The sequence below is a fragment of the Achromobacter sp. Root170 genome, assembly GCF_001428165.1.
GTDB lineage: Bacteria > Pseudomonadota > Gammaproteobacteria > Burkholderiales > Burkholderiaceae_B > Achromobacter > Achromobacter mucicolens.
This window is the reverse complement of sequence record NZ_LMHN01000016.1, coordinates 165,837-189,281: the sequence shown is the minus strand read 5'-3', so window position 1 is coordinate 189,281 and position 23,445 is coordinate 165,837. Positions and strand designations below refer to the sequence as shown.

Annotated in this window: 16 protein-coding genes; 10 read left to right on the top strand and 6 right to left on the bottom strand. The window is 67.6% G+C overall.

Going from position 1 to position 23,445, the window contains the following annotated elements; all coding sequences use genetic code 11:
- Positions 1-57 precede the first annotated feature (57 nt).
- The 5 genes from ASD87_RS18895 to ASD87_RS18875 all read left to right on the top strand — a co-directional run bounded on the left by ASD87_RS18895 (position 58) and on the right by ASD87_RS18875 (position 7,816).
- Entirely contained in the window at positions 58-1,029 is a 972-nt protein-coding gene (locus tag ASD87_RS18895; RefSeq protein WP_056325040.1) for a tripartite tricarboxylate transporter substrate binding protein, read from the top strand.
- 186 nt (positions 1,030-1,215) lie between these two features.
- On the top strand, positions 1,216-1,950 hold the full coding sequence (locus ASD87_RS18890) for a GntR family transcriptional regulator (RefSeq protein ID WP_056325038.1): 735 nt from the start codon (positions 1,216-1,218) through the stop codon (positions 1,948-1,950).
- A complete protein-coding gene (gene acnD, locus ASD87_RS18885) occupies positions 1,950-4,565 on the top strand; it encodes a Fe/S-dependent 2-methylisocitrate dehydratase AcnD (RefSeq protein ID WP_056325036.1) in 2,616 nt (871 codons plus the stop codon). Before ASD87_RS18890 ends, acnD begins: the two co-directional genes overlap by 1 nt.
- A 69-nt stretch (positions 4,566-4,634) precedes the next feature.
- A complete protein-coding gene (gene prpF / locus ASD87_RS18880) occupies positions 4,635-5,816 on the top strand; it encodes a 2-methylaconitate cis-trans isomerase PrpF (protein ID WP_056325034.1) in 1,182 nt (393 codons plus the stop codon).
- A gap of 155 nt (positions 5,817-5,971) precedes the next feature.
- Positions 5,972-7,816 (top strand): methyl-accepting chemotaxis protein, encoded by a 1,845-nt coding sequence (locus ASD87_RS18875; protein ID WP_056325031.1) that lies wholly within the window; start codon positions 5,972-5,974, stop codon positions 7,814-7,816.
- Between the two features lie 34 nt (positions 7,817-7,850).
- Here the strand turns inward: ASD87_RS18875 and ASD87_RS18870 are convergent, their stop codons facing one another.
- Together ASD87_RS18870 and ASD87_RS18865 are read right to left on the bottom strand one after the other, a co-directional pair.
- Positions 7,851-8,315: a PaaI family thioesterase gene (locus ASD87_RS18870; protein WP_056325029.1), complete on the bottom strand. Its 465-nt coding sequence runs from the start codon at positions 8,313-8,315 to the stop codon at positions 7,851-7,853.
- Between the two features lie 4 nt (positions 8,316-8,319).
- Positions 8,320-9,117 (bottom strand): IclR family transcriptional regulator, encoded by a 798-nt coding sequence (locus tag ASD87_RS18865; RefSeq protein WP_082586356.1) that lies wholly within the window; start codon positions 9,115-9,117, stop codon positions 8,320-8,322.
- A 168-nt stretch (positions 9,118-9,285) separates the two neighbouring features.
- Between ASD87_RS18865 and ASD87_RS18860 the strand changes: the two genes are divergently transcribed.
- The 4 genes from ASD87_RS18860 to ASD87_RS18845 are packed head-to-tail and all read left to right on the top strand — an operon-like array spanning position 9,286 to position 14,331.
- On the top strand, positions 9,286-10,863 hold the full coding sequence (locus tag ASD87_RS18860) for an acyl-CoA synthetase (protein WP_056325027.1): 1,578 nt from the start codon (positions 9,286-9,288) through the stop codon (positions 10,861-10,863).
- Positions 10,864-10,903: 40 nt separating this feature from the next.
- Positions 10,904-12,049, top strand: coding sequence for a MaoC family dehydratase N-terminal domain-containing protein (locus tag ASD87_RS18855; RefSeq protein ID WP_056325026.1), 1,146 nt, complete (start codon positions 10,904-10,906; stop codon positions 12,047-12,049).
- 28 nt (positions 12,050-12,077) lie between these two features.
- On the top strand, positions 12,078-13,322 hold the full coding sequence (locus tag ASD87_RS18850) for a CaiB/BaiF CoA-transferase family protein (protein WP_056325025.1): 1,245 nt from the start codon (positions 12,078-12,080) through the stop codon (positions 13,320-13,322).
- Positions 13,323-13,365: 43 nt separating this feature from the next.
- Positions 13,366-14,331 (top strand): tripartite tricarboxylate transporter substrate binding protein, encoded by a 966-nt coding sequence (locus ASD87_RS18845; protein WP_056325024.1) that lies wholly within the window; start codon positions 13,366-13,368, stop codon positions 14,329-14,331.
- A 41-nt stretch (positions 14,332-14,372) separates the two neighbouring features.
- Here the strand turns inward: ASD87_RS18845 and ASD87_RS18840 are convergent, their stop codons facing one another.
- Positions 14,373-15,785, bottom strand: a complete 1,413-nt coding sequence (locus tag ASD87_RS18840; RefSeq protein WP_082586355.1) for an MFS transporter — start codon at positions 15,783-15,785, stop codon at positions 14,373-14,375.
- Between the two features lie 144 nt (positions 15,786-15,929).
- On the opposite strand from ASD87_RS18840, the gene ASD87_RS18835 reads away from it, so the two are divergent.
- Positions 15,930-16,832, top strand: a complete 903-nt coding sequence (locus tag ASD87_RS18835; RefSeq protein WP_056325022.1) for a LysR family transcriptional regulator — start codon at positions 15,930-15,932, stop codon at positions 16,830-16,832.
- Between the two features lie 57 nt (positions 16,833-16,889).
- On the opposite strand, the gene ASD87_RS18830 is transcribed toward ASD87_RS18835, so the two are convergent.
- The 3 genes from ASD87_RS18830 to ASD87_RS18820 all read right to left on the bottom strand — a co-directional run bounded on the left by ASD87_RS18830 (position 16,890) and on the right by ASD87_RS18820 (position 23,419).
- Positions 16,890-18,404 carry an argininosuccinate lyase gene (locus ASD87_RS18830; protein WP_056325021.1) on the bottom strand — a complete coding sequence of 505 codons (1,515 nt, stop codon included), beginning with the start codon at positions 18,402-18,404 and terminating at the stop codon, positions 16,890-16,892.
- A gap of 175 nt (positions 18,405-18,579) precedes the next feature.
- Positions 18,580-21,138: an autotransporter outer membrane beta-barrel domain-containing protein gene (locus ASD87_RS18825; RefSeq protein WP_162256798.1), complete on the bottom strand. Its 2,559-nt coding sequence runs from the start codon at positions 21,136-21,138 to the stop codon at positions 18,580-18,582.
- A gap of 241 nt (positions 21,139-21,379) precedes the next feature.
- A complete protein-coding gene (locus ASD87_RS18820; RefSeq protein ID WP_056325019.1) occupies positions 21,380-23,419 on the bottom strand; it encodes a sensor histidine kinase in 2,040 nt (679 codons plus the stop codon).
- Positions 23,420-23,445: the final 26 nt, after the last annotated feature.

The window sequence follows — 23,445 nt, the reverse complement described above, 5'->3', positions numbered from 1 at the left end:
GCCGACAGAGACGATGCGCGACAACCCCGCCACGACGCGGGGACGGAGACAAGACACATGGACCGCAGAACCCTCATCAAGACCCTGGCGGCACTGTCGCTGGCCCCGCTGGGCGCCGCCGCCCCTCGGCTGGCCGACGCGCGCGAAGCGCCCCTGCGCGTGATCGTGCCGTTCCCACCGGGCGGCGGCACCGACGTGCTGGGCCGCGTCATCGCCGCCTCGCTGGAAGGCGCGATGGATCGCTCCGTGGTCGTGGAAAACAAACCCGGCGCCAGCGGCATGCTGGGCGCGGACTACACGGCCAATGGCGCGAAAGACGGCAGCATGCTGCTGTTTGCCGGCCTGGTGCCGTCGGTGCGCTACTACGCCCGCCCGCCCGAAGACGTGCTCAAGCAGCTGGCGCCCGTCTGCCCCATTGCGCGCTCGCCCTACATGGTGGCGGTCAATAGCGACCTGCCCGCCAAGACGCTGGCCGAACTGGTCGCGCAGGCGCGGCGCGAGCCCAAGGGGCTGACCTTTGGCACGCCCGGCAACGCCACGCCCCAGCACCTGGCCACCGAACTGCTGCAAGCCGCCTGCGGCATCGAGATGCTGCACGTGCCATATCGCGGCACCGGCCCGATGATGACCGACCTGCTGGGCGGCCAGATCCAGGTGGTGGTGGCCACGGTGGCCGCGGTCGAACCGAATCTGAAGAGCGGCCGGCTGCGGGTGCTGGCCGTGACCAGCCCGCAGCGCCTGCCGAAATACCCGGATATTCCCACCGTGGCCGAAAGCGGCTTTGCGGGGTTTTCGGCGCAGATCCAGTTTGGGACCTACTGCGCGGCGGGCGCGCCCGAAGCCACCATCGCGGCGCTGAACCAGGGCATCAACCGCGCCCTGAAAACCGAGTCCGTCCACACCAAGCTGGCCGAGCAGGGTTTCGAGCCCACCGGCGGCACGCCGGCGCAACTGCAGGACGCGCTGCTGGCGGAAATCCGGGACGTGGCCGGATTGGTGAAGGCGGGCAAGGTGCGGGTCGACCTCTAAGGTGATGGCCCGCCTGCGCAGGCGGCCCTGAACCGGCCGCGCCCGCGCCCTGCCCGGCGCCCACTCCCGGGACCGGGGGGCCGCTTGCACCCGCGCCCTTGCCGGGAGTAAATTGTTGACAATTCAGCGCGACAAGCGCGCTTTCTTCCGAAAATACCCCCTTTAACGGAACGAATTGTCAACACCATGAGCAAAGTGCTCACCTTGCCGGGCGCGCAGGCGGCCGATGGCACCCCCGCTGGCGAACCCATCGGCGAAACCCTGTCGGACCACATCTTCCGCAAGATCCAGTCCGCCATCGTCAAGGGCGAGATCGCCCCGGGCAGCAAGATCTCCGAGCCCGAGCTGGCGCGCATCCACGGCGTCAGCCGCGGCCCCCTGCGCGAGGCCCTGCACCGGCTGGAGGGCCAGAGGCTCCTGGTGCGCGTGCCGCACGCCGGCGCGCGCGTCGTGTCCCTGTCGATCCAGGAACTGATCGAACTCTACGAAATCCGTGAATCGCTGGAAGGCACCGCCTGCCGCCTGGCCGCCGAACGCATGCCGCCGTCGGAAATCGACGAGCTGCGCGGCGTGCTGGAAGCCCACGAACGCGACGAAGCCTTCCAGGCCGGCCTGGGCTACTACCAGCAGGAAGGGGATTACGATTTCCACTACCGCATCGTCAAGGGCAGCGGCAACCAGATGCTGTTTCGCATGCTGTGCGACGAGCTTTATCAGCTGGCGCGCATGTACCGCATCCAGTATTCGACGACGCCCAATCGCCCGCGGCAGGCCTACGCCGAGCATCACCGCATTCTGGACGCCATCGCCGACGGCGACGGCGAGCTGGCCGAACTCCTGATGCGCCGGCACATCCGCGCATCCCGCATCAACATCGAACAACAGATCGCGCAAAGCACCCAACAGCGCACGGAGGCATGATGAACAAGTCGTACCGCAAGAACCTGCCCGGCACCCGCCTGGACTACTTCGACGCCCGCGCAGCCGTGGAGGCCATTGCGCCCGGCGCGTATGACGGCCTGCCCTACACGTCCCGCGTCCTGGCCGAAAACCTGGTGCGCCGCTGCGATCCCGCGCTCTTGACCGACGCGCTCAAGCAGCTGATCGAACGCCGCCGCGATCTGGACTTTCCGTGGTTTCCGGCGCGCGTGGTCTGTCATGACATCCTGGGCCAGACCGCGCTGGTGGACCTGGCGGGCCTGCGCGACGCCATTGCCGACAAGGGCGGCGACCCGGCCAAGGTCAATCCCGTGGTGCCGGTGCAGCTGATCGTGGACCACTCGCTGGCCGTCGAATACGACGGCAACGACCCGGACGCCTTTGCCAAGAACCGCGCGGTCGAAGACCGCCGCAACGAAGACCGCTTCCATTTCATCGACTGGACCAAGCAGGCCTTCGAAAACATCGAAGTCGTGCCGCCGGGCAACGGCATCATGCACCAGATCAACCTGGAGCGGATGTCGCCCGTCATCTACACGCAGGACGGCGTGGCCTTCCCCGACACGCTGGTCGGCACCGACAGCCACACGCCGCACGTGGACGCACTGGGCGTCATCGCCATCGGCGTGGGCGGCCTGGAAGCCGAAAACGTCATGCTGGGCCGCGCGTCGTGGATGCGCCTGCCCGACATCGTCGGCGTCGAACTGTCCGGCCGCGCGCAGCCCGGCATCACCGCCACCGACATCGTGCTGACGCTGACCGAATTCCTGCGCAAGGAAAAGGTGGTGGGCGCGTATCTGGAGTTCTACGGCGAAGGCGCCTCCAGCCTGACGCTGGGCGACCGCGCCACCATCTCGAACATGGCGCCCGAGTACGGCGCCACCGCGGCGATGTTTTCCATCGACCAGCAGACCATCGACTACCTGCGCCTGACCGGCCGCGAAGACGAGCAGATTGCGCTGGTGGAAAACTACGCCAAGACCGCCGGCCTGTGGTCCGACAGCCTGAAGACCGCGCAGTACGAGCGCGTGCTGCGCTTTGACCTGTCCACCGTCGTGCGCACGCTGGCCGGCCCGTCCAACCCGCACCGCCGTCTGCCGGTGTCCGACCTGGCCGAGCGCGGCATCGCCGGCGTGGTCGAGAACCAGCCCGGCCTGATGCCCGACGGCGCCGTCATCATCGCCGCCATCACCAGCTGCACCAACACCAGCAACCCGCGCAACGTGATCGCCGCGGGCCTCCTGGCACGCAACGCCAACCGCGCGGGCCTGGCGCGCAAGCCCTGGGTCAAGAGCTCGCTGGCGCCTGGCTCCAAGGCCGTCCAGCTTTATCTGGAAGAAGCCGGCCTCACGCAAGAACTGGAACAACTGGGCTTTGGCGTCGTGGCGTTTGCCTGTACCACGTGCAACGGCATGTCCGGCGCGCTGGACCCGAAGATCCAGCAGGAAATCATCGACCGCGACCTCTATGCCACCGCCGTGCTGTCCGGCAACCGCAACTTCGATGGCCGCATCCACCCGTACGCCAAGCAGGCCTTCCTGGCCTCGCCGCCGCTGGTCGTGGCCTATGCGATTGCCGGCACCATCCGTTTCGACATCGAACGCGACGTGCTGGGCGTGGCCGCCGATGGCCGCGAGATCCGTCTGAAGGACATCTGGCCCAGCGATGAAGAAATCGACGCGATGGTCAAGTCGGCGGTCAAGCCCGAGCAGTTCCGCAAGGTCTACGCCCCCATGTTCGGCATCAAGGACGACCGCCAGACCGCCGTCAGCCCGCTGTACGACTGGCGTGCGCAAAGCACGTACATCCGCCGTCCGCCGTACTGGGAAGGCGCGCTGGCCGGCGAACGCACGCTGCGCGGCATGCTGCCGCTGGCCGTGCTGGGCGACAACATCACCACCGACCACCTGTCGCCGTCCAACGCCATCCTGATGGACAGCGCCGCGGGCGAATACCTGCACAAGATGGGTCTGCCCGAAGAAGACTTCAACTCGTACGCCACGCACCGCGGCGACCACCTGACCGCGCAGCGCGCCACCTTCGCCAACCCGAAGCTCTTCAACGAAATGGTGAAGAACGCCGACGGCACGGTGAAACAAGGCTCGCTGGCGCGCGTGGAGCCGGAAGGCCAGGTCATGCGCATGTGGGAAGCCATCGAGACCTACATGGACCGCAAGCAACCGCTCATCATCGTGGCCGGCGCCGACTACGGCCAGGGCTCGTCGCGGGACTGGGCCGCCAAGGGCGTGCGTCTGGCCGGCGTGGAAGCCATCGTGGCCGAAGGCTTCGAGCGCATCCACCGCACCAACCTCATCGGCATGGGCGTGCTGCCGCTGGAGTTCACGCCGGGCGTGAACCGCAAGACGCTGGCGCTGGACGGCACCGAGAGCTACGACGTCATTGGCGAGCGCAAACCGCGCGCCGACCTGACGCTGGTCATCCACCGCCGCAACGGCAGCACCGAACAGGTGCCGGTGACCTGCCGCCTGGATACCGCCGAAGAAGTGTCCATCTACGAAGCCGGCGGCGTGCTGCAGCGCTTTGCCCAGGATTTCCTGGAAGCCGCTTCCGCGTCGGACGCCGGCAAGCTGGCCTGACCCGCACCGTAAAGACCGGCGGGCGATTGCATCGCCCGCCGCCCTACTCCGACACTTCAGGATCGTTTCATGTCACATGCTCCCCAAACCAAGATCGCCGCCACCTACATGCGCGGCGGCACCAGCAAAGGCGTGTTCTTCAAGCTGGACGACCTGCCCGAATCGGCCCGCGTGCCGGGCGCGGCGCGCGACGCGCTGCTGCTGCGCGTGATCGGCAGCCCCGACCCCTACGGCAAGCAGATCGACGGCATGGGCGCGGCCACCTCCAGCACCAGCAAGACCGTCATCGTCGCCAAAAGCACGCGCCCCGGCCATGACGTGGATTACCTCTTCGGCCAGGTCTCCATCGACCAGCCCTTCGTGGACTGGAGCGGCAACTGCGGCAACCTGTCTGCCGCGGTCGGTCCCTTTGCCATCACCAACGGCCTGGTCGACGCCGCCCGCATCCCGCAGGACGGCATTGCCATCGTGCGCATCTGGCAGGCCAACATCCAGAAGACCATCGTCGCGCACGTGCCCATCACCGGTGGCGCGGTGCAGGAAACCGGCGACTTCGAACTGGACGGCGTGACCTTTCCGGCCGCCGAAGTGCGCCTGGAATTCATGGACCCGGCCGAGGAAGGCGACGGCGGCTCCATGTTCCCCACGGGCAACCTGGTGGACAACCTGGAAGTCCCCGGCGTGGGCACTTTCAAGGCCACGATGATCAACTCCGGCATTCCCACGATCTTCCTGGAAGCCGACGCGCTGGGCTACAGCGGCACGGAACTGCAGGACGCCATCAACGGCGATGCCGCCGCGCTGGCGCGCTTCGAGACCATCCGCGCGCACGGCGCCGTACGCATGGGACTGATCAAGGACATCGCCGAGGCGGCCAGCCGCCAGCACACGCCCAAGGTGGCGTTTGTTGCCTCCCCGAAGGAATACGTGTCCTCCAGCGGCAAGAAGATCGGCACGGGCGACATCGACGTGCTGGTGCGCGCCCTGTCGATGGGCAAGCTGCACCACGCCATGATGGGCACGGCGTCCGTCGCCATCGCCACCGCAGCCGCGGTGCCCGGCACGCTGGTGAACCTGGCGGCGGGCGGCGGCGAGCGCGACAACGTCTGCTTCGGCCACCCGTCGGGCACGCTGCGTGTCGGCGCGCAGGCGCAGTTGGTCGATGGCGAATGGAAAGTGACCAAGGCCATCATGAGCCGCAGCGCGCGGGTGCTGATGGAAGGCCGGGTGCACGTGCCGCGCGAGGGGTGAAAGCCGGCTGAAACCGCCGCGACGATATTGCTCGGGTTCTGGCGCGGCCCCCTAAAGTCGCCGCCTGCATCTGCCGTTAGCGGGTTGCGGCCGGGGGTTTCCTGGCCGACTTGCAACCCGCCGGCCTTCCCCGCCGGCGTATCCAGTACACGAGCATGAAGATAACGTCGCTGCGCAACCGCATTTTGCTTATTACCTGCTTTACGGTGGTGGGAGCCCTCACGCTCTCCGGCCTCATCACCTACCAGATCGTGCGCGACAACATGATGTCCACCATCGCCGCCACGTTGGACGCCGTGGCCTCGGGCAACGCCAGCGCCATCGAGCGCTGGTCGGCCGACAAGGCGCAGGCGGTCGACGCCACCGCGAAAGTGGTCGAAAAGGGCGATCCCCGCGGTCTGACCCAGCTCATGGGCCAGACCAATGGCTTTCCCATCACCACCATCGGCTGGTCGGACAAGACCTTCTTTTCCACCACCAAGACCGCGGCGGATTACGATCCTACCGCCCGGCCCTGGTACAAGAGCGCCGTCGCCGCCGGCAAGCTGACGGTCACCAAGCCTTACGGCGATTCCACCACCGGCGTGCTGTACGTCGCATTCACCGCGCCGATGATCCGCAACGGCCAGACGACGGGCGTGCTGAGCGGCGCCGTGCCGCTCGATGGCGTGAAAGACATCATCAAGGCCATCCACCCCACGCCGTCCAGCAGCGCCTTCGTGGTGGCGACCGACGGGCAGGTGATTTCGCACCTGAACGACAAGCTGGCGCTCAAGCCGTCGACCGACATTTCCCCGGCGTTGACGGCCGATTTCGTGGCATCCCTGGCCCGCGACGGCGCCGCCCCCGCCGACATCATGCTGGACGGCGCGCAAAAGCTGCTGAAGGCGCGCCGCGTTCCCGGCACCGACTGGTATCTGGTCGTGGCGCTGGACAAGGCCGAAGCTACGGTCGGCCTGACGCAGGTGCTGCACGCAACCCTGATCTCGCTGGTCGTCCTGACGCTGATCGCCGTAACCATCGCCAGCGTGATCACGTCGCGGGCGTTCAAGCGCCTGTCCGCCGTGCGCGACGCCATGGACACCATCGGCTCGGGCGACGGCGACATGACGCACCGCCTGGCCGTGGTCGGCCACGACGAAGTCGCGCAGATCTCCGCCTCGTTCAACGCGTTCGTGGAGAAGATCACCCACGTCATGCGCGAAGTGCGCAGCGGCGTGCATTCGATGAGCGCCGCCACGCGCGAGATCGACATGGGCAACCGTGATCTGTCGCAGCGCACGGAAACGTCGGCCGCCTCGCTCGAGGAAACCTCGTCGGCGCTGACCGAGCTGGCGTCCAGCGTGCGCCAGACCGAGGAAACCGCCGAGCACGCGACGCGCCTGGCCGACGAAGCCAGCGCCGTCGCCGCCCGTGGCGGCCAGGTGGTCAACGATGCGGTCAGCACGATGGACGAGATCTCGAAGTCGTCGCAGCGCATTACCGAGATCATTCGCGTGATCGACGGCATCGCGTTCCAGACCAACATCCTGGCGCTGAACGCGGCGGTCGAAGCCGCCCGCGCAGGCGAACAAGGCCGCGGCTTTGCGGTGGTGGCCGGCGAAGTGCGCACGCTGGCGCAGCGCAGCGCCGCGTCCGCGCAGGAGATCAAGACGCTGATCGAGGCGTCCGTCCAGAACGTCAAGAGCGGCACGCAGCGCGTGCAGGCCGCGGGTTCGACCATGACCGAGATCGTTGACGGCATCAACCGCGTGCAGCGGATGGTGAGCGAGATCCACGGCGCGATGGCCGAACAGAGCACGGGGCTGGGTCAGATCGACCGCTCGGTCGCCGACATGGACCAGGCCACGCAGCAAAATGCCGCGCTGGTCGAGCAGTCCACGGCGGCGTCCGGCATGCTGAGCGACCAGGCGCGCGTGCTGGCCGATGCGGTGGCGCGGTTCAAGCTGCGCGAGGAAGAATCGGCGGGTTCGGCCAGGCTGATCGCGCTGCCCGCCTGATCGCGGGCGAGATCGGTGGGGTCCGCGGCGGGGTTTATTCCGCCGCGGAACCGCCCGCCGCGGGCGATCCCGCCGCCGCTGCCCCCACCTGCTTGAGCACGGCAACGGCCGTCGCAACGACCTGCCCGTCCGTGCTCAGCTCTCCTTGCATGAACACCAGCGAGGACGTCGCCCGCGCCACGCGGCCGCGCACTTCCAGAAACTGCCCCTCGCGCGCCGCCGCCAGAAAATGCGTGTCCAGTTGCACGGTCACGCAGGCGCGCCGGCCCAGCGCTTCCCAAGCGATCGCGCTGATGCCGTGATCCAGCAACGCCGTCAGCAATCCGCCATGCACCACGCCAGCCGGATTCAGATGATCGGCGGTGGCCAGGAGGCCGTACGCCCAGCCCTCGTCCTCCTTGCGCACCCACAACGGCCCGATCAGGCCCGCAAAGCCCGCAAGCCCTCTTTTGCGCCACCCTTGCGGCACGGGCGGTTCGACATCCGGTTGCGTGGTCATGCGCTCAGCTCCTGGCGGCCATCAGTTGCGACAACGCGCGCGACTCGTCCTGCAGCGCGCGCGCCAGCGATTCGACGCGCGCCGCATCAAGCTGTTCGGCCAATCCCGCGGCCACCAGCGCATGCGTCAGGCGCTGATGGCTGTCGAAGACGGGCACCGCGATCACGACGACGCCGTTGATGTAGTTGTTGCGGTCCACGCTGTAGCCTTGTCGGCGCACCGCGTCCACGTCGGCTTTCCAGGCCGAAAACTCGGGCGCCTGATCCCAGCGCAAGGCCTTGAAGCGCCGCTCCAGTTCCTTTTCCGACAAATCCGCAAAGGCCGCGACGAGCCGGCCGGTTGCGCTGATCAGCGCGGGAAAGCGGCTGCCCACGTCCACGTGCAGCCGGAACGGTGCATTGGACCGCGACAACGCCAGCACGACCATGTGATCGCTGCCTGACACCTCGACGCCGATCGCGGTGACGCTGGCCGCGTTGGCGATCCGGTCCAGCACGGGTTGGGCCAGCGCGGGAAACGGATTGCTCTCGATCACGCTGCGCGCCAGCGTCAGCATGCCCACGCCCAGGCTGTAGCGCTTGGCGCCGGGATCGACCTTGACCAGGCCTTCTTCCACCAGGACGCGAAGAATGTGCAGGCAGGTGCTGGTCACCATGCCCAATTCCTGCGAGATGGCCTTGAGCGTCATGGGCTCGCCGCCCCGCCCGAGCAGGCGCAGGATCGCAATCGATCGCGTCACGGCCGGCACGGGCCGCACGCGCGGGCCGGCGGCGGCAGGGTCCGGGGTACTGATTTCACTCATCGGTTTCTCCGTTTTTATTGCGGCAAGCATACCGTGCGGCGACCACGTCGCGGGTCCGCCCCAACGCACCTTAATTGTATATATACAATTCATAAACGCCATTGACAATTTATTTGGCGGCGCGCATAGTGGGTTCCACAGGTTGCCGACCCACACAGGTACGACGAAATGACCAAGCTGACCGATACCCTTTCTTATGCGGACGCCCAGGCGCTTTGCGCCCCCGACAAGCTCTGGGAGCTTTTCGACGGCAACCGTGAACACATGAACATCGCGCACGAATGCATCGATCGGCACGCGGACAAGGCCGAGCCGGCGATCATCCTGGTGCGTGCGGCGGGCGGGGACGAGACCTACACGTTCCGCCAGATCGCCGAGCAATCCTCGCGCTTTGCGCACTACCTGGCCGAACAGGGCATCCGCCCGGGCGACCGCGTGGCCGTCATGCTCGAACCGTCGCTGCCGTTCTACGTGGCCATGTTCGGTGCCATGAAGATGGGCGCGATCGCCGTGCCGCTGTTCACGTTGTTCGGCCCCGACGGCATCCGGCTGCGCGTGCAGGACTGCCAGCCGCGCATGCTGGTGACCAACGCGGAAAAAGCGCCGCTGGCCGCGGGCGGCGAGGACATGCGTGTCGTCATCGCCGACGAGGCGTTCCTCGGCACGCTGGCCGCCTACCCGTCGCACTACGAATGCCGCACGCGCGCCGACGATCTGGCCATCTTCCAGTACACGTCCGGCACGACCCGCGAGCTGCCCGACGCCGTCAAGCACACGCACCGCGCCCTGGTCACGCTGATGCTGGCCGCGCTGTACGGCACCGGCATCCGGCCGGGCGACCGCTACATGTGCCCGTCCTCGCCCGCCTGGGGACATGGGCTGTGGCACGGCACGCTGGCGCCGCTGGCCTTGGGCGTCACCATCGGCGCGTATGCCGGCAAGTTCAACGCCGAGCGCCTGCTGCAGGCCTTGCAGGAACACCGCTTCAACAACATATCGGCTGCCGCCACCCATTACCGGATGATGCGCAACAGCGGCGCGGCCGGGCGCTACCGCTATCACCTGGACAAGGTGTCCTTCACCGGCGAACCCATCGACAGCGAGACCGCCGCCTTCGTGGAAGCGACCTTCGGCCGGCCGGTCTGCAGCATGTACGGCACGACCGAGATCGGGGTATGCCTGGTCAATTACCCCGGCGCGCCGGACTTCACCGTCAAGGCCGGCTCGCTGGGCAAGCCCGTGCCGGGATTGCGCGTCGAGGTCCAGGACGCCAACGGCCAGCCCTGCGCGCCCGGCGAAACCGGCGAACTCAAGCTCTGGCGCCGCGACGCCTGGGTCGCCACCAAGGACCTGGGCCGCGTGGACGAAGACGGCTACTTCTGGCACGGCGGCCGCGCCGACGACGTCATCATCTCGGCCGGCTGGACCATGAGCGCCGTCGAGATCGAAGACGCCATCCTCAAGCACCGGGACGTGGCCGAGGCCGCCGCCATCGGGGTGCCCGACCCGCTGCGCGGCCAGGTCGTCAAGGCCTTCGTGGTGTCGGCGCGCCAGGGCGACGACACCTTCGTGGAAGAAATCCAGGACGCCGTGCGCAGCCGCCTCGCGCAGCACGAGTATCCGCGCCAGGTGGTGTTCGTGGCCGAACTGCCCAAAACGCCCGCCGGAAAGATCCATCGCAGGAAATTGCGGGAGCAAGAGCTTGCGACCGCCAACACCACGCCCGCCGGGGCCGCCCACGCCTAGGGCAGTCCGGCACAGGCCATCTTCAAAACCAGGAGACATCATGCTGACCCAGACCAAGACCGAACGCAGCTTTCCCAAGATCACCGAACGCGGGCTGGACGAGCTGCGCGAACGCATCGGCGTGAAGATCGGCGCCACCGCCGAACCGTGGTGCTACGAGGCCACGCGCGACAACATCCGCCATTACGCTCACGGCATCGGCGACGACAACCCCCTGTGGACGGACCCGGAATACGCGGCCAAGACCCAGCACGGCGGCATCATCGCGCTGCCCAGCTTCCTCTTTGCCACCAGCCGCATCGTGTCCGGCTACGTGGGCGGGCTGCCCGGCGTGCACGCCATGTGGTCGGGCGCGGACTGGACCTGGCACAAGACCGTCAAGCGCAACGACACCATCTCCACCGAAGCGCACCTGAAGAACCTGATCGAACACCAGACCCGCTTTGCCGGCCGCGCCGTGCAGCAGATCTATCACGTGGACTTCTTCAACCAGGACGGCGACAAGGTCGCCGAGGCCGACAGCTGGTGCTTTCGCACCGAACGCGACCACGCGCGCGAACAGGGCAGCAAGTACGCGGAAGTCCGCGCACGCGAGCCGCGCCGCTACAGCCCCGAGGAAATCAAGGAAGCCTACAAGCTCTACGCCCAGGAAGAAGTCCGCGGCGCCACGCCGCGCTACTGGGAAGACGTGAAGGAAGGCGAGGAACTGCCCGTGATGTTCAAGGGCCCGATGACGGTGACCGGCTTCATCGCCTTCGCGCAGGGCTGGGGCGGCCTGTACATCCGCGCCAACAAACTGGCGTGGCAGCTCATCGACGCGCATCCGGGCGTGGGGATCACCAACCGCTTCGGCATTCCCGACGTGCCCGAACGCGTCCACTGGGAAGAAGACTTCGCGCTGGAAGTCGGCGCGCCGGGCGCGTACGACTACGGTCCCGAGCGCAACTCGTGGTTGACCCATCACCTCACCAACTGGATGGGCGACGCGGGATTCCTGCGCAAGTCCACGTGCAAGATCCGCCGCCACAATCCCGAGGGCGACATGCTGTTCTTCAAGGGCAAGGTCGTGCGCAAGTATGTGGAAGATGGCCGGCATCTGGTCGAGATTGAACAGGAAGCGCGCAACCAGGACGACGAGCTGTCCGTACTCGGCTCCGGTGTGGTCGAATTGCCTACCCGCGCCTGACCGGCGGCAACCCAAGACGAGGTGGGCGATGTCTGATTCATCGGAACAAGCTGCACCCTGCCCCGCGCCGCGCGCGCGGGGCGCGCTGGACGGCCTGCGCGTCATCGACCTGTCGCGCGTCCTGGCCGGTCCGCTGTGCTCGCAAATGCTGGCGGACCAGGGCGCGGACGTCATCAAGATCGAGCCGCCCGGCGGCGACGAGACCCGCAGCCTGGGTCCGCCAGTCAACGAAGCGGGCGACGCGGCCTACTTCACCGCCGTCAATCGCGGCAAACGGGCCATCGGGCTGGACCTGTCCCGGCCCGCCGGCCGCGACGTGCTTTTTGCGCTGCTGGCCGATGCCGATGTCCTGATCGAGAACTTCATCCCCGGCACGATGGCCAAATGGGGGCTGGACTTTGAGGCGGACCTCAAACCCCGCTTTCCCCAGCTGATCTACTGCGCCATCACGGGCTTTGGCGACGACGGCCCGCTGGGCGGCCTGCCCGGCTACGACGCGGTGCTGCAGGCCATGTGCGGCCTGATGAGCATCAACGGCGAACCGGCCAGCGGCCCGACCCGCATCGGCGTACCCATCGTCGACCACCTGACCGGCTACACCGCGCAGTCCGGCATCCTGCTGGCGCTTTACCACCGGGCGCGCACCGGCCTGGGCCAGCGGGTCGAGGTCACGCTGTTCGACACCGCGCTCAGCCTGCTGGTGCCCCACGCCGCCAACTGGATGCACACGCAGCAAACGCCCGGCCTCTTGGGCAGCGCGCATCCCAACATCGCGCCGTATGACCGCTATGCCTGCCGCGATGGCGAGATCTTCCTGGGCGTGGTGAACGACCGCCAGTTCCGCCGCTTCTGCGACTACGCCGGCCTGACGGCATTGCCCGAAGACCCGCGCTTTTCCACCAACCGGTCGCGGCTGGCGCACCGCGATGCATTGCGCGACGCCATCGAGCACGCGCTGACGACGCGTTCACGGGACGAACTGTGCGCCGAGCTGATGCAGCTGGGCGTACCAGCGGGCCCGGTCAACAGCGTGCCCGAAGCCTTTGCGCAGGCGCACACCGCGCATCGCGGCATGCGCGTGGATCGTGATGGCTATCACGGCATCGGTCCGGCAGTCCGGCTGTCGCAGGCGCCCGCGCGCGTCAAGCGCCCGCCGCCCGCCTATGCGCAACACACCGTCGAGGTCCTGCGGGAGGCCGGCTTCGACGACTCACAAATCGCGGCGTTGCAGGAACAGGGCATCCTGCCGCGATGGCCGCCTCCCAAGCCCTAGCCGCACCCGCATGCAGCACACCATAAAAAACGAGGAGACCACCATGAAGACCATACGCCTCATCGCCGCGCTCGCGGCGCCGCTGCTGTTCGCGCAACCTGCCTCGGCCGCCGACAGCTATCCCTCCAAACCCGTCAAGATCATCGTCCCCTACCAGGCCGGCCAAGGCACCGACGTCGCCGCCCGCTACCTGGCCGAATACCTGGCCCGTGACCTGGGCCAACCGTTCATCGTGGAAAACCGCCCGGGCGCTGGCGGCAACATTGGCGCCTCCGAGGTCGCGCGCGCCGCCCCCGACGGCTACACGCTGCTGATGGGCACCAACGGCACCCACGTGCTGAACCAGTACATGTACGCGTCCACCAACTTCGACCCGGAAAAAGACTTCACGCCGGTCATGCTGGTCAGCTCGTTTCCCATGGTGCTGCTGACCACGCCGTCCTCGCCCTACGCCAGCCTGGCCGACCTGCGCAACGCGTCCAAGGCCAAGCCCGACAGCGTCAACGTGGGCATGCCCAGCACCACCGCGCGCCTCGTCTACGAACTGCTCAAGCAGCAGGGCGTCAACAGCATCCGGGGCATTCCCTACAAGGGTTCGGCCACCGCCACCACGGACCTGATGGGAGGTCAGGTGCAACTTGGCATCGACACCGTCAGCGCCGCGCGCTCGTTCATCACCAGCGGCAAGTTGCGTCCGCTGGCGGTGACCTCGTTGAAGGAGTCGGCCCTGCTGCCCGGCGTGCCTTCCGTGGCGGCGCAGGGGCTGGACGGCTTTCAGGTGATCGCCTGGAACGGCCTGTATGCGCCCAAGGGCACGCCGCCCGCGGCCGTGAAGCGGCTGAACGACGACCTGGCCAAGATCCTCGCGCGTCCGGAAGTCCGGCAGAAGCTGCTGGACCTGGGCCACGAACCCGGCGGCGGCACGCCCGACGAACTGGCGGCCTTCGCCCGCAGCGAACGGCTGAAGTGGCAGCCGCTGATCGTGCAGGCGGGCCTGAAGGCGGAATGATGCGCTGACGGCCGGCGGCGGGCGGCCCTGTCCGGACTGCGTTACGGCTGAACGGAGGCAAGCCGCTTGCCGCTTGCCGCGACGGCGGCCATCGCCAGCCCACACAGCACGGCGGCCAGGACAAACGTCACGCGCAGCCCGGCCGCCAGCGCGGCGGGCTGCGCATCGGCCAATGACGCGACTCCGGCGCCCGCGGCGAACACCGCGCCCATTGCCGAGGCGCCCGTGATCAGGCCCAGGTTGCGCGACAGGTTCAGCATGCCCGACACGGCGCCGCGCTCGCTGCCGCCCGCGGCAGCCATCACCGCCGTGTTGTTGGCTGCCTGGAACAGCGCGTACCCCGCCGTCATCGCGGCAAGCGCCGCGACGTAACCCGTCACGCCAAACGCCTGCGCGGCGGCCGGCAGCGCGGCGCAGGCGCCGCCCACCGCGCCCAGCGAAAGCAACGTCATCGGCCGGCTGCCGAAACGATCCACGCAGCGGCCCGCCGGCACCCCGGCCAGCGCCGCCACGAGCGGACCGCAGGACATCGCCAGCCCGACCTGCACAGCGCTCAACCCCAATGCCCCCGACAGATAGAACGGCCCCACTACCAAGGTCGCCATCATCACCGTGGCGACCAGCGCATTGGCCGCAAAGCCGCCCGCCAGCAACGGGTTCCCGATCATGGCCGGCCGCACCAGCGGCTGCGCCGTCCGCGCCTGCGCCCACATGAACAGGCCCGCGCCGCCCGTCGCCGCAGCCAGCAGAATGACATTGAGCACCCCAAAACTGCCACGGCCCAGCGTCATGGACAGCGAATAGGCGGCCAGCGTCAGCGCCAGCAGCACGCTGCCCGGCCAGTCGAAGCGAACCGGTTGATGCGCGGCACGCTGCGCATCGCGCGGCAGGTGCCGCCAGGCCAGCCAGAACGCCAGCAGCCCCAGCGGCAGATTCACCAGGAAGATCGCCCGCCAACCCACCCCGGCGATCAGGGCGCCGCCCAGCGTCGGCCCGAGCGCGGTGCCGGCCGCCGACATCGTGCCCAGCAGACCCATGGCGCTGCCGGCTCGCCCCTTCGGCGCCGCGTCGCCGGCAAAGGCCATGGCAAGCGTCATCAACACGGCCGCGCCCATGCCCTGCGCGGCGCGCGCCGCCACCAGCGTCCACAGGCCGGGCGCCACCCCGCACAGCACCGACGCGGCGGTAAACCACGCCAGCCCGGCCAGCATCAGTCGCCGCCGGCCGATCAGGTCGCCCAGCCGCCCGGCGCTGACGACCGCAATCGTGATGGCCAGCAGATAAGCCAGCACGACCCACTGCACCGATTGGAAGGGCGCGCCGAATGCCTGCGTGAATGCCGGCAGGCCGACGTTGGCGATGCTGGTGCCTAGCGAAGACAGCAGCATCGCCAGCGACAGGCAGCACAGTAGCGCCAGACGGGGATGGGATGGCGAGGGATCGGAAATCGGCATGATGGCGTCCTGAATGAAAGAGACAGGACACCAGCGTAGGCCGCAATATCACCTGGCGGAAGGCGCAGCATTTGCAGCTAATACCTGCACGCGGCGCCATGCCAACTGTCAGCGCGCCGGCCGCCGGCGTGCTACGTTTGCCGCATGTCCACGCCCGACCTGAACCTTCTCATCACCCTGGACGCGCTGCTCGCGGAAGGCAGCGTGGCCGGCGCCGCCCGCCGGTTGCGCCTGAGTCCCTCCGCCATGAGCCGCGCGCTGGCGCGGCTGCGCGACGTCACGGGCGATCCGCTGCTGGTGCGCGCCGGGCGCGGATTGGTGCCCACGCCCCGTGCGCTGGCGCTGCGCGAGCAGGTCGGCGGGCTCGTCCGGGACGCGCAGGCCGTGCTGCGCCCCACCGAAACGCTGGATCCCGCGGCCCTTGTGCGCACCTTCACCCTGCGCGTCACCGACGGCTTCGTGGAGAACTTTGGCGCGCGCCTCCTGGCCCGCATCGACGCGCAAGCGCCGGGCGTGCGGCTGCGCTTCCTGCAGAAACTGGACAAGGACAGCGCGCCGCTGCGCGACGGCGCCGTGGACCTGGAGACCGGTGTGGTGGGCCAGTCAGCCAGTCCCGAGCTGCGCACGCGCGCGCTGTTCCAGGATCGCTTTATTGGGGTCATGCGCGCGGGCCATCCGCTGGCCCGCGGCAACGTCACGCTGACGCGCTACGTGAACGCCCGCCACATTCTGGTGTCGCGCCGCGGGCGCGAATCCGGCCCGATCGACGAGGCGCTTTCGCAAGCCGGCCGCGCGCGGCATGTCGCCACGATTGCCAGCGGTTTTTCCACAGCGCTTGCGCTAGTGCGCGACACCGACCTGATCGCCACGGTGCCGGACAGGCACACCGCCGCGCTACGCGCGGGCATGCGCAGCTTTGCGTTGCCCTTCTCGATGACGCCCTTCACGGTGTCGATGCTGTGGCATCCCAGGATGGACGGCGATGCCGCCCACCGCTGGCTGCGCGGCTGCGTGCTGCAGGCCTGCGGGGGAGACGGGGCCGCCTAGGTGGAGCCGCCGAGGTGGGGCCGCCGAGGTGCGGCCCCAGGCGCGTTTCACCCGCCGCTACGGCTTCGGTGCGCTGGCCACCAGCGCGTCGAACTGCTTGTCCAGTTCCGCCAGCGAATCGCGGATGTGCGCGCGGCGCGCCTTGATCCACTTGTCCTGTGCGGCCAGCTGCTCGCGCGCCTCCTGGATCATGCGGTCCATCTCCTTGGGCTGCGGTCCGCCGCTGGTGGCGCGGTTCTTCACGATGGCCACGGGGTCCAGCGTCGCGCGGAACTCGGCTTCGCTCATCGGCAGGTCTGTGCCGTACTTGGAATCCTTCATGGCATCGGCATAGATGCGACGCGCCTCTGCGTACGGAAAATCCAGCGGCTTGATGTTGTTGGCCTTGGCGTACGACACCACCTCGGACCCAAAATGATGGCCCGCGCGGAATGGCAGCTTGTATTTGTGCATCAGCACGTCCGCCAGTTCCTGCGAGGCCGTCCAGTCGCTGTTCAGCTCTTCCAGCGCGCGGTCCGGGCTGATGACCATCGCCTTGAGCACGCGGTCCCAGCGCTTGAGCGCAGAGATCGCGCTGTCGACCATCGCGGAATTCTGCTTCACGTCCTTGGGGTCGCTCATGCCCGGCGTGATGTTGTGCGTCTGCAGCACGGGTCCCATCGCCAGCGTCACGGCGGTGGAGGCGTCGCTGCGCGTGTCGTTGAGCAGGCCCGGATTGCGCTTTTGCGGCATGGCGCTGGACACGTAGGTATTGCCGCCGCCTTCCTGCAGCAGGATCCACGGACGCGATTGCGCATACTGCGTCATCACGTCTTCGACGAAATTGCCGGTACGCAGCGCGATGCTGGTGACGATGGACGCGACCTCGACCGGCTGGTCCATGGACGAGATCTGCGAGGCGTCGTAGGCGTTGTCGACCAGCGCCTCGAAGCCGAGGTATTGCGCCATGCGCTTGCGGTCCAGCGGCCAGCTCGTGCCGTTCAACACGGTCGTGCCCATGGGCGAGCGGTCGATGCGCACGTAGGCTTCACGGATGCGCTGCGCGTCCCGCGCCAGGCCTGCCGCCTGACCCAGCAGGTAATGTCCGTAACTGTTGGGCTGCGCGGCCACGCCATTGGTGTAGTTGGGAACGATGGTGCCCGCATGCTTGGCGGCCAGCTCCACCAGCGTGGTCGACGTGGCGTTCAGCTGGTCGGCCAGTTCCAGCAGCTTGTCGCGCAGGATCGCGCTGCGATAGGTGGCGTGCATGTCCTGGCTGGAACGACCCGCGTGCAGCAGGGTCACATCTTCGCCAGCGGCCTTGATCAGCAGGGGCTCGAAGGTGATGACCGTGGCCGGCCGCTTGGCGCCGGGCTGATTGCCGTCGCTAATGACCTTGGCCACGCCCGCGGCGATTCGCGGCGCCATGGACTTGTCTAGCAGGCCCTCGTCGGTGTTGATCACCGCCGTGGCCTTGTTGATTTCTCCCAACCAGAAAAAGGGATCGCGGGGCGGGGATTGCTGCGCGGCGGCGGCGTTCGCGGCCAGCGATAGCACCAGGGCGGCGCCCAGGGTCGGAAGCATCTGTCTCATGGCGTTCTCGTTATAGGGGTGGCCAAACAGTGTATCGAAGCGCGATGCCGCCGGACACCCGGTATTGCACCGAGCCGCGGGCGCCTGACACCTTGCCGAGCGAAGACGGGCCCCGCACGAAAATAGGCCGGCCTCCAAGAGGCCGGCCTTCGCATCCGATCAGAATCGAATCGCCTTAGAAGCGCCAGCTCACGTTGACCGTGCCGGTGTTCTGGCGGTTGCCGTCGCCGAACTGGCCCGAGTACGCCAGACCCAGCGTGGCGTTCTTGCTCATCGCCAGATCCACGCCCACTTCCATGACCGCCGCGTCACGCGCCAGCGGGTTGCCCGCGACGGTGAACGGCTGGCTGCCGTCGAACGACATCGTGGCTTCCGGGTTGAGGTCGCCGTAAGCATGGCGCCAGCCCAGCATGCCGCGCAGGCGGCCCGCGTTGTCCTTCACGTCGAACGTCGTCTGTGCGCGCAGGCCCAGCGTGGTGGTGCCCACGTTGTTCGTGCTGCGCTTGCCGCTAAGCGCGGCGTCACCGCCGGATTCCGAGAAGCCGCGGGTGCGCAGGTCGCTGAAGTCCGCGCCAAAGAACGGCTCAAGCGTGACGCGGTCGTTCAGCGGGATGGCGTAGCCCACGTCGGTGAAGACCTGGCCGGTGCTGGCGCTGTAGTCGGCCTTCAGCTCCTGATACTGGCCCGCCGCGTTGATGTTGCGCTTGCTGTCGATGTCGTGCCACGTGTAGGCAACGCCGGCGGTGAAGTTGATCTTGCCCGAGCCGGCTTCGAACGACTTGCCGCCGTACAGGATCGCGCTGTAGCTGTTCACGTCGGACTTGGCCGAGCGGTCGTCCACCGTGATGCGGCTATCGGTGTAACCGAACGCGCCACCCAGACGCCAGCCGTTGCCCACGCCATGATCGCCGCCGACAAAGATGCCGACGTCGCGTTCACGGGACTTGGCGACGTCGCCGTTGCCGTCCATCGTGCGCCAGTTGCCGAAGGCCTGCGCCCACAGCGGCTGCGCGTTCGAGCGCGGCAGCATGGAGGCATCGCCACGGCCGACCTGCGCCGTGGGGGGGCCGGCCACGAAACCGGCATTCATGTTGGCGCGCAGCTGTGCCGTGGGCAGGCTGGCGACGTTGTTGCTGACGTTCTGCATCGCCGACACGCTGCTGCCGAACGATTCGCCGGACAGGTCGGCAAACACGCCGGCCGGGGCGCCGTTGGGCAGGTTCAGGACCCGCGTGTACAGCGAGCTGGTCGTGGGCAGGCTTTGCAACGCGTTCGCGGCCGCACGCTGGTTGCCGGTCACGGCCAGGTCGGCGAATTCGATCGGGCGGGTGCCGCCGTTGCCGATGGGCGTGGGGGCCGGTTGGGTCGGCGTGGGAGCCGGCTCGGTCGGCGTGGGGGCCGGTTCGGTCGGGGTGGGAGTCGGCTCGGTCGGCGTGGGGGCCGGTTCAGTCGGCGTGGGAGCCGGCTCGGTCGGCTTGGGATCCGGGTCGGTCGGCACCTGCTTCTTGTCGAGCGTCAGCACGACCTGGTTGCCTTGACGGCTGAGCGACGGTTGCAGGAAGGCCATGTCGCTGGTCGCGCTGTCGAAGTGGCCGTTCAGGGTGTTGGCCGACAGGATGGTATAGGCCGTCGATTCGGCGTACGTGCCGCCCGAACCCACGTGCACCACGGAACCCGCCAGATTGGCCGTGCCGGTGACCTTGACGCGGTCGCTCTTGCCCTCGGCGGTGGCGTCGACGCGATAGGTCGAGCCCGGCTTGAAGGTCAGGTCGCCATTCACCGTGATGGTGCCGATCGGCGACGGCGGGGTGACGACAACCGGCGACACCGACATCATGAGGATGTGGTTCGACTGCGCCGCGGCGTTGGGCGACAGGGTCGATCCCGACTCCAAGGTCGTCGGGCCGACTTCGCCGGAACCCGCCAGCGTGCCCTTCACGTTCACCAGGCCCTTCATAGTGTTGCCGTTCAGCGTCAGCGTCGCGGCCGGCGCGACGTTGATCTGGCCGACGCTGATCTTGGAGGTTGCCCCGAAGTCGCCATTGATGTTCATGATGGCGTCGGGGCCCACGACGCCGCCCGTAATGGTGCCGCCGGTGATGTCCAGGGTGGACGTGCCAAGCATCACGTCGCCGGCGATCGTGCCGCCGTTGACGATCGTCATCGGCGCGCTGGCGCCGGCGACGTCAAGTGCAATGCCATCCATCTTGGGATTGATGACGCCGTTGTTGACGATGCCGCCGGTGACCGTACCGTCCGAGACAACGATGCCCGCGTCGATGCTTCCGTTGTTGATGATCTTGCCCAGGACCGTGCCCGAGGTGATCACTTCGATACCGACGCCCGAACTGTACTCGCCCGAAATCCGATATTCGTTGATGATGTCGCCCTTGACCATGGAACCGGCCGAGATGCTGATGCCGGCGCGATTGCTGGTCAGTTGCCGGGCGGCCTGGTTGATGATCGAGCCATTCACGGTCGATCCCTGTACCTTGATGCCGCCATTGGGGCTGAAGCGCATCGGCCACATCAAGCCATCGTTCACGACGTCGCCGTCCACGATCGTGCCGCCGACCAGGCTGATCGAGGTGTAATCCCCAACGTTGACAACGGTGGGCGCATTACCCGCATGGAGGATGTAGTCGGTGGGCTGTGCAAGCGCCGACGGGGCGGAAAACGGCAGGCTCAGGCTAAGCAAAGCGGCGAGGCGAGTAAGCGGAAAGCGGCGAGACATTTTGTAGTGACCATGTAAATTTCGTGTCTGAAATGTACCGATCATTGCAAAACGGAATCTGAGCGAATCTGAGCAACTTGTAATAGGTGCGGCCGCTTCTCGTCGAATAGGCACAAATAGGCCCAAAACACGGCGCTTTTCCCCCGTTTGAACCGTCGGCGGCCCGCGAGCGCTGGCGCGGAATGGATGCATTTACGCAACAATTGCCGCGCACTTCGCAATATTCGCGGCAGCGCCGCCTTCAGTCGGTTCGCAGGTGAGGCAAGCTAATGCAAAAGCGCACCGGCTCGACGCCTCCGGCCGCTTCCAGTGCCACTGAACCGCCCAGCCGCGCTGCGATGGAACTGACCAGATACAGCCCCAGTCCCGCCCCCGGATGCCGGGTGGCATTCTGCCCCCGATAGTATTTCTGAAACAGCCGTTCTTGCTCTCCGGCCGGAATGGCGCTGCCGGGATTGGAAACCGCAATGCGCAGCTGGTCCCCGTCCTCGCGCACCGACACGCTGACCGTCCCGCCCTCGGCGCAATGCCGGTCGGCATTGGCCAGCAGGTTGCGCAGCGCGATCCGCAGCAGGCCCGCGTCGCAGTCAAGCGTCCGGGTCTGCGTTTCGTAGGCGCACTGCACCCTGCCCGGCGGATACTCGCTTGCCAGATCCTGCAGCAGCGCGGGCAGGTCGCACCGGGTCAGGCGCAGTTCGGCGCGCGGCTCGCGCATGCGGTCATCGGTCAGGTATTCGTCCACCAGCGCCAACAGGCGCATGGCCGCATCGCGGATGTTGGCGCAGCGCGCCAGGCTTTTTTCCAGCGGTGCTGCAAGGTTGCGGCCCAATTGCTGGGCCGACGTCGTGATGATCGCCAGCGGGGTGCGGAACTCGTGCGACACCATCGCCACGAATTCGCGCTGCTCGGTGAACATCTGCCGTTCCTTTTCCAGCGAGGTGCGCAGTTCGCCTTCCAGCGCGACCCGGCGTTCGATCTCGCCCTGCATTTCTGCCGTGCGCAGGGCCACTTCGCGTTCCAGCCAATGACTGTGCTGGCGCGCCAGATCGGCCGCCAGATTGGCCTGCTGCAATTCCCGGACGCGGCGCCGGCGCTCGTAGCGTCCCACGATGAACAGGCTGAGCAGCAGCATGTGCAGCATCGTGCCCAACGTGGACACGTACTCGGTGAAGGCGTTGACCGGGAACACCCCCAGGTTGCGCAGGAAGGCGATCAGCACGCCCACGTAGAACACGCCAAACGCCAGCGCGAAAAAGCGCGCCGGCCGCCAGCCCCGCTTGAGCAGGTACGCGCCCAAGACGATGAACGCGATGATCACCAGCAGCCCCAGCGTCTGGATCGGCAGCATGCCGGCGCCATAATGCCCCGTCACGATCAGCGCCGAGCACACGGCGGCAATGCCCCAGAACAGCCAGTACAGGCCACGCACGGCTCGCGGATACAGCGCCTCCAGATTCAACTGGCGGAACGCGACGCGCAGCGCCACCGGCAGGCTGACGGCAATGCCCACGCCCAGCAGGCGGTCGCTCCAGGCCACGGGCAGGCCCGTCAGCTGCTGCACCAACCCCAGCGACAGCACCTCGTTGAAGACGCAATTGCCGATGTAGGCCAGGAACAGGCCGCTCATGGGCGCGCGCGTCACCAGCCAGAACGCGGCGTGCGCGCAGATCAGGAGCAGGTAAAAGCCGAAGTACAGCCCGAACAGCAGGCCTTCGCGGCGCGACTGGTTGTCGAACGCCAGCCGCTGCCAGACTTCCAACCGCGTCGCCAGCGCGTTCTTGCTTTGAAGCCGCACCAGGATGACGTAGGCGCCGGGTTGCGACGGATTGAACTGGATCACGGGGCTGCGATAGTCCACCGGCCACTTGCGCCGCGCCAGATCCTCGCCGCTGCGCCCCAGCATCGTCCAGCCGCCGGCGTGGCCCACATAGATGCGCACGTCGTCCAGCAGCGAATTGCTCAGGCGCAGCATCCAGCCGCCGTGCATGACCTTGTCCACCTGCACGGGCAGGCGCAGCCAGATCGTCGCGGGCGTGAACCCCGCGCTCAGGCTGCCCGGCAGCGCCGTCCAGCCGTCCGCGGCGGCCGCGTGCGCGACATCAAGCCCGCCATCGGGATCGATCAGCCGCTCAAGATGGCCGCTTGCGTCCTGCACGCGCTCCTGGCCATCCAGGCGCAGCGGCTCGGCGCGCACCGGTCCGGCCGCGGCCACAAGACCCGCGAAGAGGCAGGCCAGCAGCGCCAGCCACAGCGTGGCCCTGGAGTAACATTCCCGTTTCATCAATCGCAATTTACGCAGCATTCCCG

What these genes read in the sequence shown, in the direction of transcription:
- ASD87_RS18895 (WP_056325040.1), top strand. Translation starts at nt 58, where the DNA reads ATGGACCGCAGAACCCTCATCAAGACCCTGGCGGCACTGTCGCTGGCC.
- ASD87_RS18890 (WP_056325038.1), top strand. Translation starts at nt 1,216, where the DNA reads ATGAGCAAAGTGCTCACCTTGCCGGGCGCGCAGGCGGCCGATGGCACC.
- acnD (WP_056325036.1), top strand. Translation starts at nt 1,950, where the DNA reads ATGAACAAGTCGTACCGCAAGAACCTGCCCGGCACCCGCCTGGACTAC.
- prpF (WP_056325034.1), top strand. Translation starts at nt 4,635, where the DNA reads ATGTCACATGCTCCCCAAACCAAGATCGCCGCCACCTACATGCGCGGC.
- ASD87_RS18875 (WP_056325031.1), top strand. Translation starts at nt 5,972, where the DNA reads ATGAAGATAACGTCGCTGCGCAACCGCATTTTGCTTATTACCTGCTTT.
- ASD87_RS18870 (WP_056325029.1), bottom strand. Translation starts at nt 8,315, where the DNA reads ATGACCACGCAACCGGATGTCGAACCGCCCGTGCCGCAAGGGTGGCGC.
- ASD87_RS18865 (WP_082586356.1), bottom strand. Translation starts at nt 9,117, where the DNA reads ATGAGTGAAATCAGTACCCCGGACCCTGCCGCCGCCGGCCCGCGCGTG.
- ASD87_RS18860 (WP_056325027.1), top strand. Translation starts at nt 9,286, where the DNA reads ATGACCAAGCTGACCGATACCCTTTCTTATGCGGACGCCCAGGCGCTT.
- ASD87_RS18855 (WP_056325026.1), top strand. Translation starts at nt 10,904, where the DNA reads ATGCTGACCCAGACCAAGACCGAACGCAGCTTTCCCAAGATCACCGAA.
- ASD87_RS18850 (WP_056325025.1), top strand. Translation starts at nt 12,078, where the DNA reads ATGTCTGATTCATCGGAACAAGCTGCACCCTGCCCCGCGCCGCGCGCG.
- ASD87_RS18845 (WP_056325024.1), top strand. Translation starts at nt 13,366, where the DNA reads ATGAAGACCATACGCCTCATCGCCGCGCTCGCGGCGCCGCTGCTGTTC.
- ASD87_RS18840 (WP_082586355.1), bottom strand. Translation starts at nt 15,785, where the DNA reads ATGCCGATTTCCGATCCCTCGCCATCCCATCCCCGTCTGGCGCTACTG.
- ASD87_RS18835 (WP_056325022.1), top strand. Translation starts at nt 15,930, where the DNA reads ATGTCCACGCCCGACCTGAACCTTCTCATCACCCTGGACGCGCTGCTC.
- ASD87_RS18830 (WP_056325021.1), bottom strand. Translation starts at nt 18,404, where the DNA reads ATGAGACAGATGCTTCCGACCCTGGGCGCCGCCCTGGTGCTATCGCTG.
- ASD87_RS18825 (WP_162256798.1), bottom strand. Translation starts at nt 21,138, where the DNA reads ATGTCTCGCCGCTTTCCGCTTACTCGCCTCGCCGCTTTGCTTAGCCTG.
- ASD87_RS18820 (WP_056325019.1), bottom strand. Translation starts at nt 23,419, where the DNA reads ATGAAACGGGAATGTTACTCCAGGGCCACGCTGTGGCTGGCGCTGCTG.